At 32.1% G+C, this 18,693-nt stretch carries 16 protein-coding genes and 1 pseudogene; 3 read left to right on the top strand and 14 right to left on the bottom strand.

Annotation, left to right across the window (positions count from 1 at the left end; translation table 11 throughout):
- The first annotated feature begins 12 nt into the window (after positions 1-12).
- Together LPC11_RS06970 and LPC11_RS06965 are read left to right on the top strand one after the other, a co-directional pair.
- Positions 13-639, top strand: coding sequence for a 5-bromo-4-chloroindolyl phosphate hydrolysis family protein (locus tag LPC11_RS06970; protein ID WP_041614011.1), 627 nt, complete (start codon positions 13-15; stop codon positions 637-639).
- 15 nt (positions 640-654) lie between these two features.
- Positions 655-1,797 (top strand): toxic anion resistance protein, encoded by a 1,143-nt coding sequence (locus LPC11_RS06965; RefSeq protein ID WP_374101324.1) that lies wholly within the window; start codon positions 655-657, stop codon positions 1,795-1,797.
- Positions 1,798-1,838: 41 nt separating this feature from the next.
- Here the strand turns inward: LPC11_RS06965 and brnQ3 are convergent, their stop codons facing one another.
- From brnQ3 to LPC11_RS06940, 5 genes are all read right to left on the bottom strand, one after another.
- The gene (gene brnQ3 / locus LPC11_RS06960; protein WP_023372449.1) at positions 1,839-3,182 is read right to left on the bottom strand and encodes a branched-chain amino acid-like transporter carrier protein BrnQ3; all 1,344 of its coding nucleotides are present in this window, start codon (positions 3,180-3,182) and stop codon (positions 1,839-1,841) included.
- Between the two features lie 126 nt (positions 3,183-3,308).
- Positions 3,309-5,198, bottom strand: coding sequence for a vWA domain-containing protein (locus tag LPC11_RS06955; RefSeq protein WP_023372451.1), 1,890 nt, complete (start codon positions 5,196-5,198; stop codon positions 3,309-3,311).
- A gap of 13 nt (positions 5,199-5,211) precedes the next feature.
- On the bottom strand, positions 5,212-6,003 hold the full coding sequence (locus LPC11_RS06950; protein ID WP_023372453.1) for an ATP-binding protein: 792 nt from the start codon (positions 6,001-6,003) through the stop codon (positions 5,212-5,214).
- 130 nt (positions 6,004-6,133) lie between these two features.
- Positions 6,134-6,337 (bottom strand): DUF6501 family protein, encoded by a 204-nt coding sequence (locus tag LPC11_RS06945; RefSeq protein ID WP_002451189.1) that lies wholly within the window; start codon positions 6,335-6,337, stop codon positions 6,134-6,136.
- A 36-nt stretch (positions 6,338-6,373) separates the two neighbouring features.
- Positions 6,374-7,183: a VOC family protein gene (locus LPC11_RS06940; RefSeq protein WP_023372455.1), complete on the bottom strand. Its 810-nt coding sequence runs from the start codon at positions 7,181-7,183 to the stop codon at positions 6,374-6,376.
- Between the two features lie 227 nt (positions 7,184-7,410).
- Between LPC11_RS06940 and LPC11_RS06935 the strand changes: the two genes are divergently transcribed.
- Positions 7,411-7,581 carry a hypothetical protein gene (locus LPC11_RS06935; protein WP_041613550.1) on the top strand — a complete coding sequence of 57 codons (171 nt, stop codon included), beginning with the start codon at positions 7,411-7,413 and terminating at the stop codon, positions 7,579-7,581.
- Positions 7,582-8,382: 801 nt separating this feature from the next.
- Here the strand turns inward: LPC11_RS06935 and LPC11_RS06930 are convergent.
- The 9 genes and pseudogenes from LPC11_RS06930 to LPC11_RS06890 all read right to left on the bottom strand — a co-directional run bounded on the left by LPC11_RS06930 (position 8,383) and on the right by LPC11_RS06890 (position 18,651).
- Positions 8,383-9,222 carry an ATP-binding cassette domain-containing protein gene (locus tag LPC11_RS06930; protein WP_023372459.1) on the bottom strand — a complete coding sequence of 280 codons (840 nt, stop codon included), beginning with the start codon at positions 9,220-9,222 and terminating at the stop codon, positions 8,383-8,385.
- A gap of 166 nt (positions 9,223-9,388) precedes the next feature.
- Positions 9,389-10,675 carry a dihydrolipoyllysine-residue succinyltransferase gene (gene sucB / locus LPC11_RS06925; RefSeq protein WP_231307190.1) on the bottom strand — a complete coding sequence of 429 codons (1,287 nt, stop codon included), beginning with the start codon at positions 10,673-10,675 and terminating at the stop codon, positions 9,389-9,391.
- A gap of 17 nt (positions 10,676-10,692) precedes the next feature.
- Positions 10,693-13,497, bottom strand: a complete 2,805-nt coding sequence (locus LPC11_RS06920; protein WP_023372463.1) for a 2-oxoglutarate dehydrogenase E1 component — start codon at positions 13,495-13,497, stop codon at positions 10,693-10,695.
- Between the two features lie 230 nt (positions 13,498-13,727).
- Positions 13,728-15,086: a HAMP domain-containing sensor histidine kinase gene (locus LPC11_RS06915; RefSeq protein WP_023372465.1), complete on the bottom strand. Its 1,359-nt coding sequence runs from the start codon at positions 15,084-15,086 to the stop codon at positions 13,728-13,730.
- A complete protein-coding gene (locus LPC11_RS06910) occupies positions 15,083-15,742 on the bottom strand; it encodes a response regulator transcription factor (protein ID WP_023372468.1) in 660 nt (219 codons plus the stop codon). Before LPC11_RS06910 ends, LPC11_RS06915 begins: the two co-directional genes overlap by 4 nt.
- Positions 15,743-16,068: 326 nt before the next feature.
- A pseudogene (locus LPC11_RS06905) lies at positions 16,069-16,207 on the bottom strand (hypothetical protein); the annotation flags it as partial.
- A 222-nt stretch (positions 16,208-16,429) separates the two neighbouring features.
- On the bottom strand, positions 16,430-17,044 hold the full coding sequence (locus LPC11_RS06900; protein ID WP_023372470.1) for a phosphatase PAP2 family protein: 615 nt from the start codon (positions 17,042-17,044) through the stop codon (positions 16,430-16,432).
- Positions 17,045-17,056: 12 nt separating this feature from the next.
- Entirely contained in the window at positions 17,057-18,130 is a 1,074-nt protein-coding gene (locus LPC11_RS06895; RefSeq protein ID WP_023372472.1) for an undecaprenyldiphospho-muramoylpentapeptide beta-N-acetylglucosaminyltransferase, read from the bottom strand.
- Positions 18,131-18,147: 17 nt separating this feature from the next.
- Positions 18,148-18,651 (bottom strand): GNAT family N-acetyltransferase, encoded by a 504-nt coding sequence (locus LPC11_RS06890; RefSeq protein ID WP_023372474.1) that lies wholly within the window; start codon positions 18,649-18,651, stop codon positions 18,148-18,150.
- Positions 18,652-18,693: the final 42 nt, after the last annotated feature.

The following is an 18,693-nucleotide window of genomic DNA, read 5'->3' as shown; positions in this document are numbered from 1 at the left end:
GGAAGATGGCAGTTGAGATATAATATTTCAAGAGTTTTGGGGGCGATGGTAGGTATACCGGTAGCGATAATTGCTTGGATGGTTAGTATCTTTGGATTTGATCTGTCATTTATCATCGACGGGGTCATTGGTTTGGGTGGATTTGTCTTATCGTATTTCCCTACTCAACGCTTGACTTCGCGTAAATATCTAAATGAAATAGGTTTAACTAGAAAAGAATATAGATATGTTAGAAGCCAATTAAACCAAGCGCAATCTAAAATACGATTGATTTTAAAATCTTTTATCAATATTCGTTCTATTAAAGATTTCAGACAGGTCAACGATATATATAGAATCTCTCGCTCGATATATATGAGTGTGAGACAACGTCCAGGTATGTTTTTTAAAGTAGAAGGATTCTTTTATTCGCATATTGATAATGCCTTGAATTTAGTAGATTCATATACGAGATTAACTAAAATGCCTAAAAAGTCTCCCGAAGAAAAGCAGAAATTAGAACAAACAAGAATTACGTTAGACGAAGTAAAACGAACTTTAGTAGCGGATTTAAAACAACTGAATGAAGACGATTACGAACGATTAGATGTAGAAATGGAATTAAATAAATTAGAACAACAGCGTCGAAAAAAACAATAAAGATAAGGAGAGTTAATGGATATGGCAAATGAACAAGAACGTACCCCATCACACCCTCTTGATCAATATTTCAATCATCAATCTGAGCAACCTAATACGATTGTAGAAGATTTTGAACATCAATTTACTGAAGCTGATCAAAAAAGAATTAATGAGATTAGTGAACAAATTAAGCCACTTGATCACGATGGTCTATTATCTTTTGGTACAAACTTACAACAAAATATGTCACAGTTTTCACATCAAATGTTGGATGATGTACAATCAAAAGATATAGGCCCTGTTGGTGATTCATTAAACCAATTGATGAGTAAATTAAAATCTGTGAACCCTAATGACTTAGACCCTAGTAAACAATCTAGGCTAAAACGTCTCTTTAGAAGAACGAAATCTTCTATAAATGAGATTTTCTCTAGAATGCAATCAGTGAGTTCACAGATTGATCGAATCACCATTCAATTGGAAAAGCATAAAGGTAACTTAACAAAGGATATTGATTTATTAGACGGTTTGTATGATCAAAATAAGCGATATTTTGATGATGTGACGCTTTATATTGCAGCTGCACAACGTAAAAAGCTAGATATTCAACAACACACTATTCCAGAGTTACAAAAGAAAGCTGAAACATCAGGCAATCAGATGGATATTCAAGCAGTCGCAGATATGGAACAATTTGTGGATCGTTTGGAAAAAAGAATTTATGACTTACAACTTTCAAGACAAATTGCAATTCAAACTGCGCCACAAATACGTATGATACAAAATGTAAATCAGGCATTAGCTGAAAAAATTCAAAGTTCAATTCTAACCAGTATTCCATTATGGAAAAATCAAATGGCTATTGCATTAACACTGATGCGTCAACGCAATGCAGTATCAGCGCAACGTGCAGTCACTGATACAACGAATGATTTATTAACACAAAACGCATCGATGTTGAAACAAAATGCGATTGAAACAGCAACAGAGAACGAACGCGGAGTTGTTGATATAGAAACATTAAAACAAACACAAAATGATATTATTGATACTATTGAACAAACATTACAAATTCAACATGAAGGTCGTCAAAAACGACAAGCTGCAGAAAAAGAATTATCAGGACTTGAAAATGACTTGAAACAACATTTATTATCAATGCGAAAAGAACCATAAAAAAGCTTCCCTATTTAATTTTAGGGAAGCTTTTTTGATGTCTATTCTTTTTGATAAACGATAGGTTGTTGTTTGATAAAAATGCCAATAAAATATGCAATGATGGTAGTTATTACAGCAATTGGGAACCATTCTAATGAATAATCTTTAAGCCATAAATGGTCCATGAAGCTCAGTTTTAACCACCCTTGTGTATGAATCACACTCAAGATAGATACGATTGCAACTACAATAACAGTGATTTGCTGTGTAATTGGTTTAGTCGGAATGAATCTGGCTATCAATATGAGTAATACTACTGTGATTGCTACAGGATAGATGACACTTAGCACAGGTTGTGACATTGTAATTACAGCATTCAGACCTTGATTGGCAATTATAAAACTAATAATAGTAAAGAAAATTACAAATGTTTTATAAGAAATTTTAGGTATAATTCTGTGGAAATACTCACTTACTGCAACTATTAAACCACATGCTGTTGTTAGACAGGCTAAAGCTACAATGATACCTAACAAATACTTACCGAAAGTTCCAAAACCAGTAGATGCCATTGTCGTTAATAAAAATGTCCCTACGTTTTGGTCTTTAGCAGCAAGTGATTTCAATTTTGCGTCTGAAATATCAATATGATTTCCAATAAATCCTAAAGAAATATAGATAAAAATTAACGCAACAGCAGCGATTAAACCAGCCATTAAGGTTTGCTTAAATATCTTATCAGCATGATTGACGCCTGTTGCTTTAATCGCATTTACTACGATCATTGAAAATGCAATAGCAGCAATCGCATCCATTGTTAAATAACCTTGTGTAAATCCTTGAGAAAAACTACCTATATTACTGTTGAAAAGTTCTGTATTACCATGACTTGATGAATGGTCACTAAAATCAATAAACCCTTTAACAATCATTGCTAAAATAGTGATCAGTAATAGTGGCGTAAGTAAGGAACCAATACGATCGACCATTTTATTTGGGTTAATACATAAATATAATACGATAATAAAGTATATAAGTGTAAATATAAATAAAGCCAGATTGCCATTCGTATGTGCTATCGGTGTGATAGTCATTTCAAATGATGTTGAGGCTGTACGAGGTATGGCAAATAATGGTCCAATAGTTAAATATATCACTATTAAAAATATTATCGAAAAAACTGGTGATATTTTATTAAATGCACCAATATAACCTTGTTTATCAAGTGCACCAACGACAACGCCAAGTAATGGCAGTCCTATACCAGTTAGTGCAAATGCGAGAATCGCAGGCCAGAAAAAGTGTCCACTATCTAAACCTAAGTTCGTTGGGAAGATTAAATTACCTGCACCAAAGAACATAGCAAAAAGTGTGAACCCTACAATCCATGTATTCTTGTTCATAATGCTGCTCCTTTGTCCTTAAATATGCAACATTAAACATTCTAGCATAGATATAATTCATAAGTCTATATAATTTCAGAAAATTTAAAAACTTAGTTAATTTAAATTTATCAATTAGACATATTTTTAAAAAGATTTAAGTAATAGTTTTTTCAATAATGGTGATAGTAAGCTTGGTAAATGTTCAACACCCTCTACAAATATTGAATATTGACCATAAATATTATGAATCGTCTGCTCTATATCTTCGGTAATTGGATCCTGACTCAAGAATACATTGAAGACTTCTATACCAAATTTACGCGCATTTTCAACAGCTTCGTACGTATCTATGATGCCATCTTGACTATAATTATATGCAGAAGGCTCTCCATCAGAAAAGACAATGAGAAATCGTTGATGATGACTGCGACGAATTAATCTATCGCTCGCGATGCGAATGGCAACGCCATCACGGTTATCATCTTGTGGTTCTAAAGCCATTATACGAGGTCCATCTTTTTTCAATGTTGAATAGTCGTAATGAATGATTTCATCTATAATATTAGGTTGCTTCGTATCATCTGAATCAAAGGCATCTTCGTTAAAAGCCAATATTTCGTGTTTTACATTCAATTCTTTTAACGTCTCATGGAAGAGTACGACACCTTTAATTGTTTCGTCCATTTTATCATGCATACTAGCTGAAGCATCGATTAATAATGTGAATGTAGCATCAAATGATTGGCTTAAATCTTGTTTTTTATAGAATAATTTATATTGGTCATCTATAAACCAATTGATTAAATTTTTCTGTAAACGGCCTTTAGTTAGATTATGTCTCTCATCTTGATGTTCACGTTCGATTGTCTTTTTAATAATTTGGATTAAATCTTTAATTTCAAATTGCACATCATTTTTAACATCTTCATAAGCCTGGATGTATTCAGGTAAAATGTCAGGGACTTTCCATTTAATATCAACATTTTGATTAATGCCTTCTAATGCAAAAGCACTATTTTGACCAATAAAGCCACCTTCTTCACGATCAAGCGTGTTTTGAGACCCTTTACCTTTTTTAGTCATCATATCGGTCATGTCATCGGATGCGTCCCCTTCTCTAGCTGTATCATTGTCAGCCATCACTTCACTGTTTTCTCCCTCATGTAGTTCCATTTCGAGATAAGCGCCACCTTCAGAAGAACTATCAGCAGCTTTGGTTTCTGCTTCAGCTGTTACAGCATCATTTTCTTCTTGTGACTGATCTTTACCATCTGTATTAGCAGCATCTGTTCGTTTTAAGTCTTCAAACAGCTCTTGTTGAATATCTTCATACAGATTTTTAGGTATATAGTAATATTCATTTAACATATCTTCTTTTAATAAATCATCTACTTGATATAATATACGTTCAGCTAAAAACATATTGTCTTCAGAGTTTTGATTTTGAAAGAAGTTAGGCAAATATTGATACATATTGACTAAGACGTCATCAAATTTTGGATGTATAAATGGTATATCATAGAAGTTTTGATTAATAAAAGCATGTTCTAAATATAAAAATAATAAATCAGTGTATAGTGTTTTCGTTTTATAAACATTAATTTGTGATTCAGTAAATGTAAGTCTTGTATTTAAACGTAAATCTATATACTTTGTAGTGCTTGGACGTTGTATTTTAATTTCATTAAATATACGTATATCTTCTAATAATTTAAATAGTTGTTGGAAAAATTTAGGATGTTTAAACTCGTTATTGTGTAACACCTCATTAACGATATCTACATCCATCATTTGATAACCATAGGCCGCTAACATAACATCTGTTTTGAGGCCAGCAGCTTCGACTTCTTTTGGACGGTGGGACCAAAACCAACTTGTAATAAGGGTATTACTAAATGGATTGTAAAAAGGGAATTTTTGAATTTTAACTTGGGTTTGCTCGTTTTTTAAAAGTAAACGAGCTAAGTCTTGTAACATCATCACTTGTTTAGCATCTAACTGTTCGTCGTTAAATTTAATGAAACGGTCGCTCATGATTTATCCCTCTCTAAAAGTTAAGTTCAATTGCATTTATGATGGCTTGCTGTTCTCGTTCATCCTCAAGTTTATCTATAATTGTACGTTTAATCGCACGTTCAATAGGCATAACAGTTGTTAAGTCACTTAAATCAATCAGTGCACGTATACTTGCAGCTTCTTCAGAAATTTGACCTTGTTTGGTCATTGTACGTAAATCTTCGTTGAATTTAATGATTTTTTGGATAGTTGCATCATCTTGTAAACGACTTTGTTCTTTAATAACATGACTTAAAATATCCCCATCGATATAATCCACTTGTATCACAACAAATCGGTTTTTAAGTGCTTCGTTCATTGGTAGTGTACCTACATAGCCTTCATTGATTGCGGCAATCACGTTAAAGCCAGGCTTTGCTTGTATGACTTCACCTGTAAATGGATTAGTTATACGTCGACGGTAATCTAACACACCATTTAAGATAGGCAATGTTTCGGGCTTAGCCATATTGATTTCATCAATATATAAGATGTGCCCTTCTTTCATGGCTTTAATAACAGGTCCATCGATAAATACGATTTCTTGGTGCCCTTGTTCATTCGTTTTAATCGTTTTAAATCCTAATAGACTTTCTGCATCTAAATCGACTGAACAGTTAACTTGATACATAGGTGTATTTACAACTTCACTTAATGTTTCTGCAAGTTTAGTTTTACCAGAACCTGTTGGTCCTTTTAATAAAATATTCTTATTTAAATCAAATAATGCTTTCGCATCATTAAAAACTGAAACGTCAGCATTTTTATATTGTGCTTGTACCATAAATCATATGCTCCTTTTTTATCTATATGAAAAAGACTAAGACATGTGGGTTTGGATTTCCAATTGTCTTAGTCTTGTTGACTATTGTCTTTATATACTTGTTTGACAGTCTAAACTGATTGAAACGATGTTAAACTTCTTTAAAGTATGTTTTATAATAGCCACCAACTAAACCTGAATTATCAATGATTTGATAATATTCTTCAGTTTCATTAATGACATCATATTGTTTACCAACAGTAAGCATATCAGATACAGTGAACTTCTTCGCATCTGTATTTGTCACTTCTACTTTTTTAATTGGTGTACGTTCTTTCCATGTTTCGTGTAACATCTTTAATTCCCTACCTCTATGATTATTTTAATAATTTTATTTTTCTAGTGTATAAATGAATGAAATACCACTGTTTTCAGTTATTCGTAATGAATCAGAATCATCTTGTTCTAATGTTTGATATGGTATACCTATATCATCTAATGTTTGCTTAGCATTTTCAAATTCCGACTTATTTTGAGTGGAAAATTCTATTTGTTCAACCATACCTACATCTTCATTATTGATTTCTGTCTCTGCTTCATATAGATGCAGTTCACCACCAAGGCCACCTTCTCCAATTTTAAATACTTGGATAGCTTGAGTTGATTCTTCAGAGGGATGATATTCTGCAAATATATTTAAACCGAATACATTCGTAAGGATAGATGCTGTGATTGGCAATTCATTAACCTTAAGAATTACAGGCCCCAAACCTTGAATTTGATGTAGCGGATTAACAGTACTTTCAAATGATGGCATGCCTAATGGAACACCTGTATTATGTTCATTTGAATAGATATCAAATAATTGTTGATTATGATCCTTGAAGTTAAAGTGCTTATTACCATTGAGTTCAGTAATTGAGCTATATGACATTTGATGATTTGTGAAAATAGATTGATATTCATCTAAACCAGAATCTGATGGTGTTCTTAAACCAACGCTATCGATATGTAAGTTCTGATAGTTGTTTTTAGGTACTTCCACAAAATGTATGCGAGTACCTGGGCTTAAATTAGCATCACCAAATCTTAAAGCATGTTCACCTTTTTCAGATGAATTAAAACCTAATATATTTTCAAATAAATCTTTAGTTTTAGATAGGTCATTGGTACCTAACGTGACACTTCTAAGTCCGCTCATATACTGACACCCCTAATCATTTATCGTTACAATATTATTATAACGTATTTTCACGATGATTTATATGATGAACTATTGTGATGATTTGCTATTCGAAATGGTAGAATTATAAATTGTTTTTAGTTTGAATGTAATTCATTTTTCAAAATTAAGTTAAAATTCATTTTGGTATTGTTACAAAAGTGTATTAAAATATAAGTATAGAGATTAGATAAGGAGGCATACACATGTCTACGATGTGGATTGTATTTGTAATTACAGTTTTAATAGCAGCTTATTCAGGTATACAAGTTTTTACGAATTTGCAAAATAAGCAAAAGCCAAGCTTTAAATATTTCTTAATTGCATTTATTGTATGTATTATTTTAGCAATTATAGAAGTTATCGTCTTATACTAAAATATGATCTTATAGTTTTAGATATTAAACATGGACAAAGCCAGTAAATGAGTTTATATTGACCCGTTTACTGGCTTTTGATATTTTTTATTTGATTTTATAAATATTCTGATTTAGAAAATAAATAATACAATCTCAAAGTGAAAATGAAGATATAACTACCAATCCATCCACTAATGAATAAGAAATGAAATGATATCAGGTGATTTAGTGAATATTGGTATATTTGAATGAAGTCACCTACTGGTGGTATAAGCCATAATATATATTTTGTAGCTGGTAGGCTCAGAATTATGGTGTGTCGCATTATAGATAAAAGAATGATTAGCATCATTAATAGCCAACTATATTTTCTCGACATGACATTTTGAATACAAATAAAGGTACCGATTAACACACCAAAGATAACAACTATAGCATGTATATATAATGCCAGAGTCAAATGTATAAAAGACATTTTCTCTGAAAATCGATTGAATAGAATGGGGTAAAGTATTGAAAAAATGATTAAAGGAATTAATGTCAAAAAGCTAAAATATAATTTATGTGTCAGATATTTGAGTTTAGAGTTAAATTGTATAAATAATAACTGTCGTTCTTTATTATTTTCTAATTGATATATATTATTTGTTAACCACGCTGACACAGCTAATAATACAATAGTTGATGATGCGTAGCTTGATAAAATGGATTGCCCACTATAAACATAAAGCATAGCTATCCAAATCATATAAATGATATAGGGAGGTATAAATGTGTAAGATCTTATTAATTTTTTTAATTGATAAGCTGTAAAACGCATTAATCTCCCTCCTCGTTGACAACTGAATCGATAGTTACGTTCTTATTGATTAACCTTTTCAAAATTTTATTTGTTTCTTCTACCGGAACTCTTAATTTGATGTAAGTATTATTATTAGTACTTTTTAAAATAGTAATGTCATGTTTCGATTTAAAGTGGTAGATAAAATCTTCCTTATTTTCTATATTATCTATGTTGAAACTAACTATTTTGTATTTTGACATCGTCGTTGTCATTTCTTTTAATTCTTGGCTTTCGAGATCAAATGTATGAGTGATAATGCGATGATTAATGAGCGAATCATGAGCAGTAAATATGATTGTTGCCTTATTTTTTAATGACTCAAGTTGAGACAGTATATAAGCTAAAGATGATTGATCAAGTCCACTAAATGGTTCATCTAATAAGTATACATCTGCCTTTGTAACTAGACATTGAATAAGATTTACCTTTTGCTGTGTTCCTTTAGAACAATTTTTTAATCTATGTGAGAGAAATGGTTCAAGATGCATATTTGAAATCATATTGTTCAAATATTGATCATTGATATGTAAATGATTGAGATGTCGAATAAATGATAGATATTCTCTTACTGTTAAATTTAAATCATTTGGAAGATAATCAGGTGCATAACTGATACGACCGTTAACTTTAATGTTGCCTTTACTGGGATTTATAAGCTGTGCAAGTAATTGTAATGTGATTGTTTTGCCTGTACCATTATGTCCTTGTATATGAGTCACACTATGCTTTGGAATAGTTATCGATAGATCATTTATAATTTCTTGATGATTGATTAATTTTGATATGTGATTTACAACAATTGCCTCATTTGACATCAATACACCTCCACTTAAAATGCTAGTTAACTTAAACTTTAAAGTAAGCGTATCATTCATTTTATTAAAATCATATACTACCAAAGTATTAATTAATACATAAAGAACCAACGGTGAAATGAATCACCGTTGGTTCTTCAGTTATATTCAACTTTAGTCGTTTGAATTAAGATTCTAATAATAAATCTTCAGGATTTTCAATTAAGTCTTTGATTGTTTTTAAGAATCCTACTGCTTCTTTACCATCAATAATTCTGTGATCATAGCTTAATGCGATGTACATCATTGGACGGTTTTCGATAGTATCTTTGTCAATTGCAATTGGACGTGTAATGATTGAGTGCATACCTAAGATAGCAGCTTGACTACCATTGATAATTGGTGTACTCATCATTGAACCGAAGATACCACCATTCGTGATTGTGAATGAACCGTTAACCATGTCATCTAAGCCTAATTTTTTGTCGCGAGCTTTGACAGCTAAATTAGCGATTTCTTGTTCGATTTCAGCAAAGTTTTTCTTATCGCAATCTCTTACGAATGGTACCAATAAACCATCGTCAGTAGATACAGCGATACCGATATCATAGTATTGTTTAGTAATCATGTCTTCGCCATCAATTTCAGCGTTAACTTCTGGATATTTTTTAAGTGCAGCAACTGCAGCTTTAGTGAAGAATGACATGAATCCTAATTTAGTACCATCATGGTCTTTGATGAATTGTTCTTTTTTACGTTTACGTAAATCCATAACATTTGTCATATCAACTTCATTGAAAGTTGTTAACATTGCAGTGTTATTAGATACTTCTAATAATTTTTTAGCAGCAGTTTTCTTTCTACGTGACATTTTTTCACGAATAACTGGTTTAGATGGTTTGTCACTAGATTTTTTAGCTTCATTACCAGAAGGTTTGTTATCATTTTGAGATGATTGTTGAGGTTGATTTTGACTGTTGTTTACATCTTCTTTTCTAACAACGTCATTTGATTTTCCAGCAACTTCACTTAAGTCAACACCGTTAGCGCGAGCATGACGGCGTGCTGAAGGTGTTGCTTTCACACGTTGGTTATTAGCTGAATCATCTTGTGATTGATCAGATGTTTGATTATCGTTTGATGGTTGTGATGTCTCTTTAGGTTGTTGATCGTCTTTATTAGTTTCATCATTATTTTGTGGAGTTTGATTATCTGATGAACCACTTGATGCATTACCACTACCTTCGCCAACAACTGCGATAGCTTGACCTACTTCAACTGTATCGCCTTCGTTAGCTAGTTGTTCTGATAAGACACCTGCTTCTTCTGATACTACTTCTACGTTTACTTTATCTGTTTCTAATTCAAGAATAGCTTCACCTTTATCTACGCTATCTCCAACATTTTTTAACCACTCTGCAATGGTACCTTCTGTAATTGATTCTGCTAATTCTGGAACTTTAACCTCTGGCATTTTGAATTTCCCCCTATTTATTTAGTAATGCTACTTTCAATAATATTATTTTGAACAAGTTTATGGATTTCTCCATCACCTTCAGCTGGTGCTGCCCTTTGGATTCTTCCATGGTAACTTAAATCGTATTTATCACCAACTAGTGATCTTAGGTAAGGATAAACGAATAACCATGCACCTTGGTTTTTAGGCTCTTCTTGTACCCAAGATACTGATTCAAGATTTGGTAGTTGATCGAAAATTTCTTGGATTTCCTCTTCAGGGAACGGATATAATCTTTCAACTGCTACAAGTAATACAGATTCGTCAGGATTTTTAGCTAAATATTCTTTTAAGTCAATAAATACTTTACCTGAAGCTAATATTACTTTTTTAACTTTATCAGATTCATAATCTTCAGCAATGATTGGTTTGAAACCACCAGTCGTAAACTCATTAATTGGTTTAGCAACTGTTTTGTTACGTAATAAACTTTTCGGTGACATAACAATTAATGGTCTCATTTCTTGAGAATCTAAGCTTGCTGCTTGCGCACGTAGTAAGTGGAAGTAGTTACTTGCACTTGATAAGTTAACTACAGTGCTATTGTTTTCTGCTGCAAGTTGTAAGAATCTTTCAAGGCGTGCTGATGAATGTTCTGGACCTTGACCTTCAAATGAATGAGGTAAGAATAATGTTAAACCTGAACGTTCGCCCCATTTTGCTCTCGCACTTGATAAGAAGTTATCAAACATCATTTGAGCCATATTTGAGAAGTCCCCATATTGTGCTTCCCAAATGTTGAAACTACCTTTATTTTCGACATTGTAACCATATTCAAAACCAACAACAGCTGCTTCTGATAATGGTGAATTATGAATATCGAATGATGCTTTTTGATCAGGTACGTGATGTAATGGTGTGAATGTGTCGCCATTTTCTTCATCATGTAATACTGCATGACGATGACTGAATGTACCACGTTCACTGTCTTGACCAGTTAAACGAATAGATGTGCCATCTTGTAAAATCGTTGCAAAAGCAAGTTGTTCCGCTTGTGCCCAATCTACTAAGCCATCTTCTTTTTCAAATGGTTCTTTACGTTTTTCAAGTACTTTATTTAATTTTTTCAGTACATTGAATCCTTCAGGATAAGTTAACATCGCGTCATTGATTTCTTTTAGGTGATCAAATGTGAATTCCTTATCATCACTTTTAAGTGGTTGTTGTAAGGATTCTGGTTTTTCCATATCTGGATTATCCATTTTATCTGATTTATCAATTTTATCATGTGCTGCACGCATTTCTTTTTGAACGCTATCAATGACTTGATTCATTTCGTCTTCACTAATAATGCCTTCGTCCACTAACTTTTTACCATAAACAAGTTCTACTGAATCATGCTTACGGATATTGTGGTATGGTAATGGATTTGTAATTGATGGTTCATCCATTTCGTTATGACCATAACGTCTATAACCTACTAAGTCGATAACTACGTCTTTATTGAATTCTTTACGGAATTCCATTGCGATATCAATAGCTTCGATTGTTGCTTCAACGTCGTCAGCATTAACATGTAAAATAGGAACATCATAACCTTTAGCAACATCTGTTGAGTATGTTGTTGAACGGCCATCTGTTGGTTCAGTTGTGAAACCGATTCGGTTATTTGTGATGATGTGTAAAGAACCACCGGTAGAGTAGCCTTTTAAATCACCTAAGTTCATTGTTTCAAAGTTAATACCTTGTCCAGGATAAGCAGCATCACCATGAATAATAATTGGCATAGCTTTATGGAAGTCAGTTTGTGGTGCGCCTGCTTGTTGCGTATTATCTTGAGCAGCACGAGTACGACCTTCAACAACGGGCGCTACAATTTCCAAATGACTTGGGTTATTTGCTAAAGCGATTCGTTGTTCAATACCGTAAGAATCTGTAGTTTTTACACCACCTAAGTGATACTTCACATCACCAGTCCAACCAGCAGTTAATTCTAAGCTACCATCTTCTGGCAAGAACTTCATAGGATCAGTATGCATGAATTCAGAAATCATCATTTCATATGGTTTCTCTAATACGTGAGTCAGTACATTTAAACGACCACGGTGTGCCATACCGATTTGAATATTGTTAATACCAGCTTCACCAGCTAGTGTTATCGTGTGTTGCAGCATTGGTACTAAAGCATCGACACCCTCAATAGAGAATCGTTTTGCACCAACGAAGTTTTTGTGTAAATATTTTTCGAAACCTTCAACATGAGCCAATTTATTAAATAATTCAGTTTTTTGTTTATTATTTAATGTTGCTTTATATGGTGTTTCGATACGACGTTTTAACCATACACGTTCTTTATTGTTATTAATATGCGTATATTCGAACGCAATAGGACCTTTGTATCTTTTTTCCATACGAACAATAGCTTCATATGCATTATCATAAATATCAGTAAAGTGTTCTGATACGATTCCAGCTGAGATATTTTCCAAAGTAGCTTGATCTAAATCGAAATCTTCTATTTCTAATTTAGGTATGTTTTTACGCTCTGGAGGATTGACTGGATATATATTTGCTTTTAAATGTCCGTATTGTCTAATGTTATCGATTAATCTCATGACACGTTTTATTGTACTGTCACCAGATTGTGAACCACCCTCATTAGCGGCTGGTTTAGCTTCGATATGAGCTTCCCCTGTTTGAATTGTACTAAATAGGACTTGTAAATCTTCGGGTACTGATGATGGATCTTGTAGGTAATCATCGTATAAATCTAGCATTAACCCTAGATTTGCGCCGAAGTTTACAGGTGCCTCTGTAACTTCTCTCTTGTCCTTTGTCATATTACACCCTCCACAAAAATGTTGAAACGCTTACAAGACAATAATAGCATTATTTCAAATTTTGTTAAAGTGGATTTACCTATTATTGTAAAAAAACAGAACCAAGATAAATTTGGTTCTGCATTAATTTAATTATATTAAAATGTTGGCTTTAAAGATGTAAACTAAAAGCTTAATTAGGTATACAAAATATTATTGTTCAGATAGTCATATAGTAATAATTGGTGTCGTTAAAATATGATTTTAAATGTTGTGTACTGATCCACTTCACTTTCTACTTGAATAAATCCTCCGTTTAATTGAACAATTTTATCAGCAATTGATAGACCTAAACCATTACCACCTTGGCTACGAGCACGAGATTTATCTACACGATAAAAACGGTCAAATATAAATTCCAGGTCTTGCTTTGGTATACCTAAACCATGGTCTGTAATTTCTATACTAATTTGTTTGTTTTTAAGTTGAGTCTTAATCTGAATTAATTTATTTTCAGTATCATATTTCATTGCATTGTCTATAAATATTAAAATGAGTTGTTCGAACTGATGACGATTCATTTTAATTTTTAAAGGTTTTTCATCTAGTTCAATATCAAACGTATAATCCGGGTGTAATTGTTTAAGTGATTTGACTCTAGATAATATTTCAGAATTGATATCTACGAGTTCTTTTTCAAGTTGCCCACTTTTAACATTGTCTTTTGTTAATAATAATAATTCTTCAACTAATTTGGTAATTCTATTCATTTCTTCTAAAGAAATATTTAGTGATTCTTCTAACACGGCTGGATCTTTTTTACCCCATCTTTGAATTAAATTCAAATGACCTTGAATAATTTGTAATGGCGTTCTTAATTCATGCGAAGCATCCTCTACAAATTGTCGTTGTTGATTAAAGGTTTCTTCGATATGGAACATCATCTCATTGAAAGTAGCGATGAGATTATCAGTTTCTTCATAGTTTGTTGTTAACTCTAATTTATTTTGGAAACCGTCTCGTCGAATTTGATTCATTTTGTTAGACATAGTAACAATGGGCTTGGTAATTTGTGATGAGACAATATAACTGACAATGGCAGTGATGATTGTAGCTATTAAGCCGAATGCAATGGCAACTATATATAAAGATTGTACAAGATGTTCATAATTTTCTAAGGAATGTATTAATACGCTATATCCATTAAAATTTTTAGTATGGATACGTTCTGTGATTGCTAGATAATCAACGCCTTTGTATTTGATGATTTTGACTCTTTCAGGGTGTGAAAGGCCAATATTAGAAGGTACAGAAGGTAAATTTTCATTTGTTGTTTGTAATAATTTTTTTCCTTTAGTATTAAAAATAGTTACTTCTTGAAAGTTTTCTAAAGAAGCATTTAAATCCAAGGCTGATATTTCATCTAAAGGTTTGGCATGAAATAAATTGATGATATCGTCAGAACTTCGTTCAGCTTCGTCTAGCTCACTATCATGCAAAGCATCCTTTAAAAAGAAGATGATAACCAAACAGAATAACACGATTGTGATAAAAGTTATAAATGTTGTGATTAACATCCACTTATATTTGAGTTTTCGTTGTTTCATCATCGAATCACGTACCCTACGCCACGTACTGTTTCAATTACTTTATCTTTACCAAATGGTTTTAGTTTATTTCTTAAATATCGGATATAAACATCTACGACATTCGTTTCAACCTCTGTATTATATCCCCATACATGGTTCAAGATTTGTTCACGTTGTAATACATGATTTTTATTTTCTGCCAACACATAGAATAAGTCATATTCAGTTTTAGTTAAATCTAATTGAGTACCATCTACTGTGACCTCAAAAGCTTCTTTATCTATAATAATACCATTTATATTAATCGTATCTTTTTTAGGTTGTCGACGAAGAATAGCTCTAATACGAGCTAGTAATTCTTCAATATCAAATGGTTTAACAATGTAATCATCCGCACCATAATCTAAACCGGCAACTTTATCATATGTATCACTTTTAGCAGTAATGATGATAATCGGCGTTGATTGCTGTTGACGAATTTGACGACATATTTCCAATCCATTTATATTGGGCAACATTAGATCTAAAATAATGAGATCATAAGTTTTATTCAGTGCTTTGTCTAGACCAGTAGCACCATCATTTTCAATATCGACTTGATAATTTTCGTGTGTGAGTTCAAGTTCAATAAATCGAGCTAAGTTTTTTTCATCTTCTACAATTAAAATGTTTGTCATCTTTGCACCTCTTAATATGGTTATGCACAATGTTAAATAAACGCATTTAACATATGAATGATTTATATATCTTTTTTGTTCTTTGTTGTAAATGTAGACATCTGATTTCGAAAGCAAGTCATTGCTTTCATGGAAACAACAAGTCTATATGTCTACTATTAATTAGATGACTTTATTCATATGCTTTTGTCTCTTTGTGTATAACCCATTAATTGTCTTCTTAACTAAATTTTATCATATTTTCAACCGTTAAATGGTCGGTATTGAGAAGTATTTTTATTATTATTTCACGTATTAGAAATAGTAAAAATTGATGGTGACTAAAATTTTATAAAGAGTTCATTATTTTTTGCTATTTCTAATTGACAATGATTCTCAGTCGTGTATAATAATAGTTGAAAATGATTATCAATACCAAAAAGAACTTTCCCCCCCACATATATTTCGTTCTTGAGGATTGGTCATTTTCATATAATCCCCTTTTATATGCCCGTAAAAGACTAACGTTGAAAAACGTTTTAATAAAGCAGTAGACCTTTAGACACTTGAGGTTTACTGCTTTTTTAGTTCTGTTTACAATTTAAAAGTATTAGAAGGCTCTAGCTCTATAAATTAGTAAAATCAATTAATGATAAATGAAAACACCACATTTCCTTAATTTGAAATGTGGTGCTTTATAATCTAATATTATTCTGCTAATTTATCATTTAAGATTAGTGTTGATAATACAATACTAAATGAGCCACCAATGATACCTGCAATAATATCAGTTGGATAATGTACACCTAAATATACACGTGATGTAGATACCATCAAAATGACTGAAGCTGCTAACCCAATTAAAATGCCTTTAGATAGACCAGAATCAGTTCTGTTCAAGATATAAATGATACTACCGAAATAGGACGTTGATCCCATTGCATGACCGCTAGGGAAACTAAAACCAGAAATATCAATTAAACGTAATAATGTTGGTCGTTCTCTATCAAAGATATTTTTTAATACGGGGTTTAATATACTTGATAAACTCATCACAATAACAAAAAATAATGTTTCAATTCTAAGTCGTTTTAACATTAAATATGCGATAAGCATTAATGATAAACAAACCATAGCCCATACTTCACCTAGTTTGGTAGCACCAAGCATAATTGAAGTTGTAATAAAACTTTCTGATGCATAAATGAACTCGTAAACTTCATTATCTATCCATTTACCTAAGCGTGATTCATGGAAGAATGCTATGATTCCAAATATCAAAGTGAAAATGATAAGTAATGAAATTCGTTTTAATCGACTCATTACATTGTCCCCCTATTTGTCTAAAGCATCTTTGATTATTTTATCGAATAAATCTTCTTTAGTATAACTTTCTTTATATGTTTGCATTTGTTTTATGATATCATCACGATTTGTTTCAATGTGATTCAACTCTTCTAATAATCTTACTTGCGTTAATTCTTCTTCAGGAATGGCTTTACCATAACCTTTAGACTCGAAATTTTTGGCGTTATCAATTTGGTCACCGCGAGATTGATCGAGTCCAAGTGGAATTAATAGCATTGGAATTCGTAACGTAAGGAATTCATAGATAGCATTTGAACCTGCACGACTCATAACTGTATCAGTAATCGCAAGTAAATCTGTTAAATCATCTTTAACAAATTCAAACTGAACATAACCCTCTTTTTTAATTGAATCATCTACTAAACCTTTACCAGTTAAATGTATGACTTGGTATTGGTGTAATAATGCTTCTAGGTTTTCACGAATAGCATCATTTAATTTTTTACTGCCTAAGCTACCACCCATAACAAGTAAAACCTTTTTATCTTGTTTAAATTCAGTTAATTGATAGCCACGTTGTTGGTCTCCCTGTTTTAAATCTTCACGTACTGTCGCACCTACAAAGTCCGCTTTATCTTTTGGTAGATAGTTTAATGTGTCTTCAAATGTTGTATAGATTTTCTTAGCGAATTTTAATGCAATTTTATTTGCTAAGCCAGGTGTTAAATCAGATTCGTGAATGATGGTAGGAATCTTTAAAGAACGTGCAGCAATCACAACAGGTACAGATACGAACCCGCCTTTTGAGAATAGTAAATCTGGCTTTTGTTTTTTTAAGATTTTACGTGCGTCTAGCACACCTTTTAAAACTTTAAATACGTCTTTCGCATTTTCAAATGATAGATAGCGACGTAATTTACCGCTCGAAATAGGATAGTATGCAATATTAGGTAATTGTGATTCTATCATTTCTCTTTCGATACCATTTTTGGAACCTATATAAAACGCCTCATGCCCTTTGTCTATTGCAGTAGGGATTAGACTTAAATTGACTGAAACATGTCCAACCGTTCCGCCCCCGGTAAATGCGATTTTAGTCATAAATATAACCTCTATTCTTATATGTTTTTATAATATGCGTAAAATGGTGCACCACGATCGAATGGATGGTAATCAATTTCAGCTTCGCCTACTTTAGTAAATCCAAACTTTTCAAATAATCCTTGTGCTGGTTTATTGAGTGCAAACGTATCTGTCAAAATAACATGTACACCATGATCTTCTGTCAAATCAACAGCAAATTGGAATAATTCAGTTGCAGCACCTTTATAAGATTGTGAACCAGCTAAGCGATGGATTACGTATGCACCTTTACGATCAACTGGCCATTCTAATTCATCATACCATTCTGATTGATTTTGGTCGATGACAATAAAGCCATAAATTTCATTATCTACATCTAATACATAAAGTGTTTCAGATTCGATATCTTCTTCAAAATGTTCAGTTACAGGGTATTTGTCATCCCACTGATTATTGTTGAATTTCTCCATTATTTCTTTTGCTTCTTCTACTAATTTTTCAATACTAGAAAGATCTTTTTTCGTTGCTAATCTAATCATAATCTAAAACACCTCTTTGTATTTATGTTTATTAGTTAAATG

Source organism: Staphylococcus sp. HL28, from assembly GCF_021117155.1.
Taxonomy (GTDB): Bacteria; Bacillota; Bacilli; order Staphylococcales; family Staphylococcaceae; genus Staphylococcus; species Staphylococcus warneri.
The sequence above is the reverse complement of the archived record's forward strand: the minus strand, read 5'-3'. Positions and strand labels throughout refer to the sequence as shown.

Excerpts from the sequence above, each read along its gene's own strand:
- LPC11_RS06965 (WP_374101324.1), top strand. The coding sequence starts at position 655 with ATGGATATGGCAAATGAACAAGAACGTACCCCATCACACCCTCTTGAT.
- brnQ3 (WP_023372449.1), bottom strand. The coding sequence starts at position 3,182 with ATGAACAAGAATACATGGATTGTAGGGTTCACACTTTTTGCTATGTTC.
- LPC11_RS06955 (WP_023372451.1), bottom strand. The coding sequence starts at position 5,198 with ATGAGCGACCGTTTCATTAAATTTAACGACGAACAGTTAGATGCTAAA.
- LPC11_RS06950 (WP_023372453.1), bottom strand. The coding sequence starts at position 6,003 with ATGGTACAAGCACAATATAAAAATGCTGACGTTTCAGTTTTTAATGAT.
- LPC11_RS06945 (WP_002451189.1), bottom strand. The coding sequence starts at position 6,337 with ATGTTACACGAAACATGGAAAGAACGTACACCAATTAAAAAAGTAGAA.
- LPC11_RS06940 (WP_023372455.1), bottom strand. The coding sequence starts at position 7,183 with ATGAGCGGACTTAGAAGTGTCACGTTAGGTACCAATGACCTATCTAAA.
- LPC11_RS06935 (WP_041613550.1), top strand. The coding sequence starts at position 7,411 with ATGTCTACGATGTGGATTGTATTTGTAATTACAGTTTTAATAGCAGCT.
- LPC11_RS06930 (WP_023372459.1), bottom strand. The coding sequence starts at position 9,222 with ATGTCAAATGAGGCAATTGTTGTAAATCACATATCAAAATTAATCAAT.
- sucB (WP_231307190.1), bottom strand. The coding sequence starts at position 10,675 with ATGCCAGAGGTTAAAGTTCCAGAATTAGCAGAATCAATTACAGAAGGT.
- LPC11_RS06920 (WP_023372463.1), bottom strand. The coding sequence starts at position 13,497 with ATGACAAAGGACAAGAGAGAAGTTACAGAGGCACCTGTAAACTTCGGC.
- LPC11_RS06915 (WP_023372465.1), bottom strand. The coding sequence starts at position 15,086 with ATGATGAAACAACGAAAACTCAAATATAAGTGGATGTTAATCACAACA.
- LPC11_RS06910 (WP_023372468.1), bottom strand. The coding sequence starts at position 15,742 with ATGACAAACATTTTAATTGTAGAAGATGAAAAAAACTTAGCTCGATTT.
- LPC11_RS06900 (WP_023372470.1), bottom strand. The coding sequence starts at position 17,044 with ATGAGTCGATTAAAACGAATTTCATTACTTATCATTTTCACTTTGATA.
- LPC11_RS06895 (WP_023372472.1), bottom strand. The coding sequence starts at position 18,130 with ATGACTAAAATCGCATTTACCGGGGGCGGAACGGTTGGACATGTTTCA.
- LPC11_RS06890 (WP_023372474.1), bottom strand. The coding sequence starts at position 18,651 with ATGATTAGATTAGCAACGAAAAAAGATCTTTCTAGTATTGAAAAATTA.